This is a genomic window from Vibrio sp. OPT20, from assembly GCF_963889365.1.
GTDB lineage: Bacteria > Pseudomonadota > Gammaproteobacteria > Enterobacterales > Vibrionaceae > Vibrio > Vibrio splendidus.
The window spans coordinates 1,077,030-1,086,210 of sequence record NZ_CAWPOA010000031.1 but is presented as its reverse complement, the minus strand read 5'-3'; the positions used below and the strand labels follow the sequence as shown (position 1 = coordinate 1,086,210).

The 9,181-nt window shown below is 41.3% G+C and carries 10 protein-coding genes and 1 pseudogene; 1 reads left to right on the top strand and 10 read right to left on the bottom strand.

The window, feature by feature from the left end:
• The 10 genes and pseudogenes from AACR09_RS05940 to AACR09_RS05895 all read right to left on the bottom strand — a co-directional run.
• A partial coding sequence (locus AACR09_RS05940) for an ATP-binding protein (protein WP_193836167.1) occupies positions 1 to 1,339 on the bottom strand: 1,339 nt, incomplete at its 3' end.
• A 6-nt stretch (positions 1,340 to 1,345) separates the two neighbouring features.
• Positions 1,346 to 2,764 (bottom strand): SLC13 family permease, encoded by a 1,419-nt coding sequence (locus tag AACR09_RS05935; protein WP_193836166.1) that lies wholly within the window; start codon positions 2,762 to 2,764, stop codon positions 1,346 to 1,348.
• A gap of 236 nt (positions 2,765 to 3,000) precedes the next feature.
• Positions 3,001 to 3,216: pseudogene (locus tag AACR09_RS05930) on the bottom strand (hypothetical protein); the annotation flags it as partial.
• A gap of 39 nt (positions 3,217 to 3,255) precedes the next feature.
• Entirely contained in the window at positions 3,256 to 3,705 is a 450-nt protein-coding gene (locus tag AACR09_RS05925) for a GNAT family N-acetyltransferase (protein ID WP_108194877.1), read from the bottom strand.
• A 60-nt stretch (positions 3,706 to 3,765) separates the two neighbouring features.
• Positions 3,766 to 4,152, bottom strand: a complete 387-nt coding sequence (locus tag AACR09_RS05920) for an NUDIX hydrolase (RefSeq protein ID WP_108194878.1) — start codon at positions 4,150 to 4,152, stop codon at positions 3,766 to 3,768.
• Between the two features lie 98 nt (positions 4,153 to 4,250).
• Positions 4,251 to 5,567: an MATE family Na+-driven efflux transporter gene (locus AACR09_RS05915; protein WP_108194879.1), complete on the bottom strand. Its 1,317-nt coding sequence runs from the start codon at positions 5,565 to 5,567 to the stop codon at positions 4,251 to 4,253.
• A 165-nt stretch (positions 5,568 to 5,732) separates the two neighbouring features.
• The gene (locus AACR09_RS05910; protein ID WP_228010954.1) at positions 5,733 to 5,924 is read right to left on the bottom strand and encodes a hypothetical protein; all 192 of its coding nucleotides are present in this window, start codon (positions 5,922 to 5,924) and stop codon (positions 5,733 to 5,735) included.
• A 280-nt stretch (positions 5,925 to 6,204) separates the two neighbouring features.
• Entirely contained in the window at positions 6,205 to 6,651 is a 447-nt protein-coding gene (locus AACR09_RS05905) for a hypothetical protein (RefSeq protein ID WP_193836165.1), read from the bottom strand.
• Between the two features lie 113 nt (positions 6,652 to 6,764).
• Entirely contained in the window at positions 6,765 to 7,460 is a 696-nt protein-coding gene (locus AACR09_RS05900) for a hypothetical protein (RefSeq protein ID WP_193836164.1), read from the bottom strand.
• A gap of 129 nt (positions 7,461 to 7,589) precedes the next feature.
• Complete coding sequence (locus tag AACR09_RS05895) at positions 7,590 to 8,024, bottom strand: hypothetical protein (protein ID WP_193836163.1); 435 nt, start codon at positions 8,022 to 8,024, stop codon at positions 7,590 to 7,592.
• A 91-nt stretch (positions 8,025 to 8,115) separates the two neighbouring features.
• On the opposite strand from AACR09_RS05895, the gene AACR09_RS05890 reads away from it, so the two are divergent.
• Complete coding sequence (locus AACR09_RS05890; RefSeq protein WP_193836162.1) at positions 8,116 to 9,141, top strand: IS110 family transposase; 1,026 nt, start codon at positions 8,116 to 8,118, stop codon at positions 9,139 to 9,141.
• Positions 9,142 to 9,181: the final 40 nt, after the last annotated feature.

The window sequence follows — 9,181 nt, the reverse complement described above, 5'->3', positions numbered from 1 at the left end:
CACCCTCTACTGGTAACTTGATTCTAAATACAGTTTTAGAAGCATCACTTTTCACAATGATACTTCCGCCATAACCCGCCACAATCCGCTTAACGATTGATAAACCCAAGCCCAATCCAAACGATAAACCACCTTTTTTAGTGGTGAAGTTGGGCTGAAATACCTTTCTACGAGTCACCTCGTCTATCTCTGGGCCGTTATTCGTGATCGTAACTAATATTCTTTTCTTACTTAATCTGGTTTGAATTTCTATTGCAGCATCGTCTGAATTCGACATTGCATCACAAGCATTCTTTACAATGTTGACCCAAATCTGAACGAGCTCTGTTTTCGATCCTTTAAAAGTCGGCAAATCTGCAGGGCTCAATCGCACAGAGACTCGACGTAACTCACTTTGTAACAACGATAAGGCATGGTTAATGGAGTCGTTAATATCAACCGCTTCTTCGGTGTCAATATCAACTCTGCCAAGTTGTTTAACCGATTTTACGATGCCAACGGTGTGTCTAGATGCCAAACGTAAATCATGTAAATCACAGCCCATCTGCCAAAAGCGAATCGCTTCTTCTGGGTTTTTCAGCCAATGTTTTGAAATAACGTCTGTTGCAGATAAAGCGTCAATTGGAATCGCCTTTGCAAGAGAGCGTGCAATGTTTTTGTCTAAACCATATTTTCTTTCAAATTGTCGCCCACGTGTTCGCGCTTCTGACGACGACGTTTTCTGACCATGCATTAACCCAAAATCGAAAAATTGACTGGCTTCTGGATGCACTTCTTCAAGTAGATCCATGATGACCGTTTCAAGTCGGCCAGATTTACTATTTACTACACCAATAGCGTTGTTAAGCTCATGGGCAATCCCTGCAGCCAATTGACCCAAGGTCGTCATTTGCTCAGCAGTATGTAACTTCTCTAACGCTTTTTGTTTCGCTATCGCTTCTTGTGTTGCACGGCGTTGACGACGCGACAACTCGTTGACGATCACAGGTGTGAACTGTGCGGTAAGAGGGCCAAAGTTACGTTCATCTTCTGCAGGCGTGTCTTTATCGATCCACGCTAACTCAACATCGGTTTTAGCAACAACCGTTGAAGATGCTGTCCAATTACCTGAAAAGAAGCTATGAACGCCTATAAAAGCCCCACTACCCGCGCTAAATACTCGCACTTGCGGTGCATTCGCTTCGGTATAAAAACCTTCCAGTTCTCCACTAAACACATAATATAAACGAGTGTTTAACGCCGATTGTTCAATAATGGTGTTACCGGCACGGCACGTCACCCGACGTTCTGTCTGATTAAAATAACGATCGATAAGTGCTTCTAGCTTTTGTTGATACACGTATCGTTATCCTATGTGACCAATTGAATGTAGCACCCACACCATAACAAAACTCAGTAGCACACCAACCACACCCAAAATAATACCAATTCTGGCCATTTGATTACTTTGCACATGACCAGTGGCATGAGCCAACGCATTCGGTGGCGTACTGATTGGCAGTGACATACCTAATGAAGCGGCAAAAGTCACAACCAGAATTAACGTTAACTCACCGCCGAGTGGCGTGAGTGAAGCCATAGACGAACCTAATGCAGCCATAATTGGCATTAACAAGTTAGCCGTTGCGGTATGAGACATAAAGTTTGCCATTACCAAACACAAGAACGCCGCTCCGAACAACACCACATAGGGTGAGTAAGCATCAAACGGAATGCTGTGTACCACGAGCCTTGCTAAGCCAGTTTTATCGAGAGCTAAACCAAGTGCAATACCACCTGATACAAGCCACAGTACGTCCCAAGAAATCTTTTTCAGGTCTTCTTTATTGATGATCCCTGTGAGTGAGAACACAGCGACAGGAATAAGAGCGACGGTATAAGAGTTCATGCCATGGCTTGAGCCCATTAACCAAAGAATAATGGTTAGCGCAAAAGTGACGTACACCGCAATGGCTTTGGGCGTTTTAAGGAATTTACCTTTGATGCTTAGCTCGATTTTCTTTTGGTCAGCTTTGTACATAAAGCCTATTAAAAACCACGCTAACGCCATCATAATAACGACAAACGGCACACCAAATGCCATCCATTCACCGAACGTAATGAGGTTATCGCCAACTAAATATTTAAGGGCAATAGCGTTCGGGGGGGTACCGATCGGGGTACCAATGCCACCGATGTTAGCGGCAACAGGGATACAAAGCGCAAACGCTATACGACCGGGGTCTTTCGGACCAAACACAGCCAGTACCGGCGTTAAAATAGAGAGCATCATTGCTGTTGTTGCCGTGTTAGACATAAACATCGAAAAGATACCAGTGATCAACATTAAGCCGAGCATCACAAACTTCGGGTCTTGTCCAAATGGCTTCAACAACACGCGAGCTAAGTTTACGTCTAATCGATACTTAGTAGCGGCCATCGCTAAGAAAAAACCGCCCAAAAACAGCATGATAATTGGGCTGGCGAATGTCGCCATGATGTCGCTGTATTTTAACAACTCACCAAAATGTTCCTGCCCATGCTCAAACCTTAAAAAGATCAGCCCTTTATCCGACAACATCAATAATTGCAGAACGATAATAACAACAGACGTCGCGTAGATCGGGATGGGCTCGAACACCCAGCACAATGCCGCTAATAAAAAGATCGCGATAACGCGTTGTTGAATAATCGTAAGGCCTTCAAATGGAAACGCTGATAGCGGCATTACGAGGATAATGAAAGGAATTAAAATAGGGATAATGTATTTAATATAGAGGCGCATAGCACAAAACTCTTCCTGAGATAACAACTACTTAGAAATTAGATTTAAAGTTCTAATTTAGTCCGACAACGAATTATCGACCTCTTCTCACTATCTCACTATCGGCTAGATCAATGATTCCGTAATCGCGATATCCCCTTTTTCGATTCTGTGCGCTACCTCTACGTTTGTATGTGATTTACTGTTGCAATTAAATTCCGAGAAACAAAAGGTAAACGTTCGCCTTTGCGTAGGAGATCCGTAAACTTCGGCGTTTGCAGCGTTGCAGAGTACTCGCCTAAAACTTCAATCTCAGTTTGGTCTATTAGCTCACTCGTTTTAAGCCACACATTGTCGGTTGTGCTGAAATAATCATTAAGGTGATTCCAAGCCAAATAGGCTTTTAATGAGTGAGGTTGGTGGATGCTGGCACTACTATAAAGTGCCTTTTCTAATAGTTGGTCGCTTGTCATGTTTCCTCCGTGAAACTAAGACCGAATAGATTTGGTTGTTTATATGACTAGCATCTTTGAGAGGCAAATCGAACGGTCTACACCGACATATTTACCATAAGCACTGGATTCTGAGTAACCGTGACGACAATAAAAGGTCACCGCTTTTGAGTTAACTCTGCGTGTCGATAAAATAGCTTTTCGATACCCTTTTTCAATCGCAAAACATTCGAGTTGTTTCAACAAATAAGAGCCCGCACCAACTTTTTTAGAATACATCCGCTTAAATTCACAAACTTCACTTTCGTGACATCTAAACACCCCACAGGCCACCGCAGTATCATTCAGATACACAACGATACATCCATCTTTTGATGGGTCAAAAGCGTCAGATACAAATGAGCTTTCACCTGTGTCATTAGTAATCTGGCGAAGTGACAAATTCAGCTCAGCGATTAATGACTGAAAATCTCTATGATTTGGTTCTACTTTCTTATATTCGAATTCCATACCTGCCACATAATGCCAACTCAATCCGCACAAATATTTATGAACAAACCTACCCTTGAACTACACATATCTACTCAAATACTTCTCTATAAACTCGATATCTGCACGATAAAAATCACCAAGAGGAATCGCTGAGGGTTCTAGCCAATAGAAAGTTTGCTGTCTTTCTGCGTCGACCATTTCAGGCTCATCATTGTGATCCGCACTCAAAACGACGTAATGAATCTCACCACCGAAGTCGTTCTGACCTTGATGAGTGCCGAGGAGTTGTAAATCTTTAAGACCTGTTTCTTCCCACAACTCTCTAATTGCGGCATGGCTACCCGACTCACCGGGATCAACTGAACCTCCAAGGAACTCAAAGACCATACCTTGCCCATGTCTAAAGCGCTTTTGAACGAGGACTTTTCCATCTCTCACAACAACCGCCATAGCTATATTTTTCATCTGAGCTTTCCTTGTACTTCAAAAAGCACTTTAAACAAAATGAACTAAGAACAAGGAATGCGTCTTAGGTGTGCCGTTGTATTTGCACCAACTGTTACTTAACTTAAAAGAGACTCGCACTGACTTAGCGATTGCTGCCGCCTCAGCATTAGGTATAAAGCCCATGTAATCATTGCGTCTAGAGCTATACCCAAGCCGAACATCAATCCGATAGTTTGAAGTGTAGGAACAAATATGCCGGTTTGATAACACACAAAAGCACCACCATAAAACACACTATTAACCGCCAAAGATTGATAGAGCATGAGGTCTGTTCGACCAATACCATAGAAGTAACTGTCTATGACATTGTTGAAGCTAAACACAACATAAAATCCGACTAACAACCATACTAAATCGATAATTGGACCAGAGTTCTTAACCCCCATTACACTTGATATAAAGCCATCCCACATCGGTATTGTGATAGCCCAAGCGACAATGACCCCCACAGTTAGCCAAAAGTAACCATTGATTCGTTCAATCGATAGTCCTTTGTTGGTTGCAGCGTCTTGTTTCACTAACTGACCTAAAGCTAATACAGGAAGTAACAACCATCCCCAAATAAATTGATTCGCAACCCAGAACGTTCCGGCTTGTTGTACTTGGTTCACTAATTGCAAAATCATTACAATAAAAGCGGCATTACGAACAAATGACTCTAGGCCTGACTTCCATCCAATGACTACCCACTCCTTTAGCCATATATTTTGATTTCGATTACTTTGCCCAAACTTAAGAGATACACCTAATCTTATAAGATAAATAATAGCGACTGCGGCAAGTATTGAATTGACAATAATATTGCTAAAAGCGATACCATGAACGCCCAATTCAAAGGAAATTGGTAACTGGCTAACAAGTAAAGCATCACACAAAATCGTTAGTATCATTTGTACGACTAACAACTTGTACAGAGTCTTCTTCTGATTTTTCAACACTAAAACTAACGATAAAAAGGCGTAAACACTAGAAAGTAATATAGCTAATGATTCCAATCGGATATATTGTATCGTCGTAGTGAACAATTCTTTTTGTTGTTGCATTGCAGTAACAAAGATTGGCGTAAACCATAGGACAACAGCAGTGACTAAAAGGTAACTGAATACTATAATTTTTAGTCCTAGACTAACCCTCTCTTGAAATTTTCTATCATCACTTACGACCTTACCAAAGATAAATGCTAACGGAATGAATAACGCTTCATGGAGTACTTCATAACCAACATTTAGCCAAGCTACTTGCGCCGCGATACTATATGCCCAAGGGCTTGCGATGCTTCCTAAAAAATAAATTCTAGTTGTCGCATAAATTAAGGGAATAAAACTCGTAAGCATCAACACCAACCAGAGTTGATAATTAATTTTCTTGTTCACACCCACACCCTAGAAGCTATTTTCAGCTTTCTGACAAAAACATAACTGCGCGTCAAGCATTGAGCAACACAGTCTCGAAGCTTTAACAAGCCGTTTCAAACAATAAACGCAACGCATCGCTAAAATGCCATACGTTGCGAATCAATCTTGATTTTTTATACGAATTTAACAGTTGACGTACTTGATTGGATTCGAGTTACCTTTCGAGAAGTAACCCGACACTGATTGACCAAGGTACTTGTCTCGCACTTCATCACTAGCAACTTCGCCAACAAATTCCCAACGGCCATGTTTTTTACTCTCTTTCAATGAACGAGTTTGGTAAGGAGTACTTCCAGCAGGAAGCCAATTATGCACCTTATATACTTCTTTAATCTCGCCTTTATAAACACTGACGGCAATTTCTAATTTTTCTCGTCGCGGCCCAATAACCTATATACCACGAGTAGCTTCATACAACGCTTCTGATGTCATTGATTCTTCAAACAAACGGTTAATTCGAATTAAAACTACATTTTCTGTAATTTCTAACATGTTTCCCTCAATCTTCTGTATTCGCATAATGCTTTGTTAAGACGCCACAACATATGACGCTACAATTCGCGAAGTGAAAGTGCCAAGCATTAGTGGTAGTACTTTAACGCCTTGCTATACGTTTTTTTCGTCGCCTGTTTTTTAGCTCAATTAAACTGCGAGTAAAGCTACGCTGTTTAATCCATAACACTTCAAAAGCGTAAATAGGTGAGAAGATTAGATGTTGAACCTCCTGAGGAAACGCATCAATATCACCGAAAGCCCCTAACTTAACGAACACCACATAAAAAAGCATACACATAATGAAAACAGTCAGATAGAAATACGTTCTTGCTATGTTCCATGTAATTTCGTGGGGATTACTGTATATCAAGTAATAGGCTCGAATCCGTTTCCATTTTCTAATGCGCCAAAACTTTTTAATTGTTAATGGTGCTTTAGCAAAACCTTTGACAATAAGCTTTCCTAGCTTTCCTAGGTATGATGAAAATAGAGCTAACAATAAGCTCATGATGACCTGAGGGTCTAAAATCAGTTCTAAAATATCCATACTTCCTCAAACGTATAACGCCAAGCTAACGTGCCCGAGACCTTGGCATAAACTTTTGCGAAGCAAAAATGCTACGCGTTCTGGGGCACTGTTGAGCGCCTTGTTAGTAGGTTTTACCTACCTTGTTCAACCCAGTTTTGGATCACCTCATTCACATCTTGGTTGTAGTAAACAACTTGATATTTTTCGCCTAAAAAAGCGGTATCAAAAATCTTTTTATAATTTGTAGACTCCCTTGTCGACATTGTTGGTTTTGCCAACATAAAATATCGCTCTGAAACATCTCCATATATGTTTCTATAGCGTAGTCTGACATACGTGGATAAGTTAATAGCTGTGCTCATGTTCGTATCAGAATTTTTAACTGCAAAATCATACTGATATTTTTCCCAAAGTTGATAAGACTTTTCAGATTTGGAAATTAAAGTTGTATTTTGATCTTTTATTTCGGACTTCATGAATTCAGACCTAATAGGTTTGACTACGAAGTACTGTTTTCTAAACTCAGAGTCAGAACTTGTTTGGGCATAAAGTATAGTCATGACTTCACTTTGAAGGTCAAACCACTCACCAGCTCGGTTTATTATTTTAACTGTATCGGCTTCATCAGCTAGACGTACAACTTCAATTTGCGGATATGTTTTATAAGAATTGTACCTTGCAGTTGTTTCATTCATAGCCACTTGAGAGCTAGCAACCCATAACTGAGCTCCACTGATGACTAAGCTTAGCCCTCCGATAAAGAATATAGTGATCAGTTTTTCATATCGTTTCGCTATGATGTTCAACCATCGACAAAGTTTGCGCATTTTCTAATCCCTTACTAAGCTGCTGCTAACCTGCACTGCACTGCACTGCACTCCTGCAAAGCCACTGTAATCACAGAACTCAACAAAAAACGAAAATGCCGAGCATTAGCAGGCTGCTTAAGTAATTTGTTATAAAACTTTCCAAGCAGTTACAGAGAAAGCACCAAGGTCCTTATCTAACACTTTCTGACCTGCTTTGTGAGAAAAAGTGCTCAAAGACCTATACAGTTTTGTACTCGTTCCTTCTTGCTTGTCGAGAACGAGCAAGACATACTTTTCTTCCGGTATTTCCTTTGATGTCAATTTGTCAAAGTCAGCCCGCAAGCTATTCATAACTTTTGATTGAAAGTTGCCACCTAGTACTTTTACCTCACATGCGAAAACACCTTCCTGATACAAATCGTACTTACTTTTCGTTGCGTTTGTTTGCAAGTCTTCCTGCTCAAGGTAAAGAAAGATTTGTCCTTGAAGCCATAACTCTCTACATCCGCCAGCTTTGAATATTTTACTTATTTGGTTTCCGTGAACATCGAAGAAATCACTCATCCAGCTAATATTGCTCAAATGTACCTCACTGTTTTATAACGAATGACATGGATTCCCCCTACCGAGGATCTGCCACACTTATGTGGTACTTAAATGCATCGGAGGCACCATGTCTGATTATTCTTATTTCTACGGTATCGACCTAGCTAAAAACCACTTCAGTATTCATGCTGTAGACCAAAATGGTAACGTCATACTTCATAAGTCAGTAACCCGCTCTAAACTACTGACTACAATAGCAAATATGCCACTCATGCGTATAGGCGTTGAAGCGTGTGGTGGTGCACATTATTGGGCAAGAACACTCAATAAACTGGGTCACGACGCCCGTATTATGGCCGTTAAATACGTAGTTCCTTATCGAACTAAGGGAAAGAACGACCTTAATGATGCAGTAGCTATCTGCGAAGCTGTTAAGCGTCCATCGACTCGCTTTGTGCCCATAAAATCACCCGAGCAACAAGCCATCCTATCGGTACATAGAATAAGAGAGCATTGGGTTCGTGAACGCACCGCGCTTATGAATCGCATGCGTGCCCTGCTTTCTGAATTCGGATTAATCATTCCTGTTGGTCGCTCTTCATTGCTGAAACACGTTCCCATAATGCTCGAAGATGCAGAAAATGAACTGCCACACCTCGCAAGAACAGTCATTGCCGATGCTTATCACCACCTTGGTGAATTGAATCAACGTATCGCCGATACAGAGCAAGTCTTTGACTCTTTTGCTAAGGTCAGCGCTAATGTTCAACGAGTGATGAAAGTTCGAGGTATTGGGCCGCAAACCGCTACTGCAATACTTGCTTCGATAGGCAATGGTTCTCAATTTGATAAAAGCCGTGATTTCTCTGCTTGGCTAGGACTAGTACCAAAGCAATATTCGACGGGAGGAAAACCTCGGTTAGGCCGAATAACCAAACACGGTGATCAATATTTGCGAACACTATTAGTTCACGGCGCAAGGACCGTGATTGCCAACCTTGGCGACAAGCAAGATAAGCTAAGTCAGTGGTGTCGAGGCGTTCTGGAACGAAGAGGAACGAACCGAGCGATAGTGGCACTTGCCGCGAAGAACGCACGAATGATATGGTCGCTTTTACACAACCAAACAGAATATGAAAACTATGCTGCTTAAGTAGAAACCTAGGCAGCATAAAGAGTTAAACCCACCGGGT

Excerpts from the sequence above, each read along its gene's own strand:
- AACR09_RS05935 (WP_193836166.1), bottom strand. The coding sequence starts at position 2,764 with ATGCGCCTCTATATTAAATACATTATCCCTATTTTAATTCCTTTCATT.
- AACR09_RS05925 (WP_108194877.1), bottom strand. The coding sequence starts at position 3,705 with ATGGAATTCGAATATAAGAAAGTAGAACCAAATCATAGAGATTTTCAG.
- AACR09_RS05920 (WP_108194878.1), bottom strand. The coding sequence starts at position 4,152 with ATGAAAAATATAGCTATGGCGGTTGTTGTGAGAGATGGAAAAGTCCTC.
- AACR09_RS05905 (WP_193836165.1), bottom strand. The coding sequence starts at position 6,651 with ATGGATATTTTAGAACTGATTTTAGACCCTCAGGTCATCATGAGCTTA.
- AACR09_RS05900 (WP_193836164.1), bottom strand. The coding sequence starts at position 7,460 with ATGCGCAAACTTTGTCGATGGTTGAACATCATAGCGAAACGATATGAA.
- AACR09_RS05890 (WP_193836162.1), top strand. The coding sequence starts at position 8,116 with ATGTCTGATTATTCTTATTTCTACGGTATCGACCTAGCTAAAAACCAC.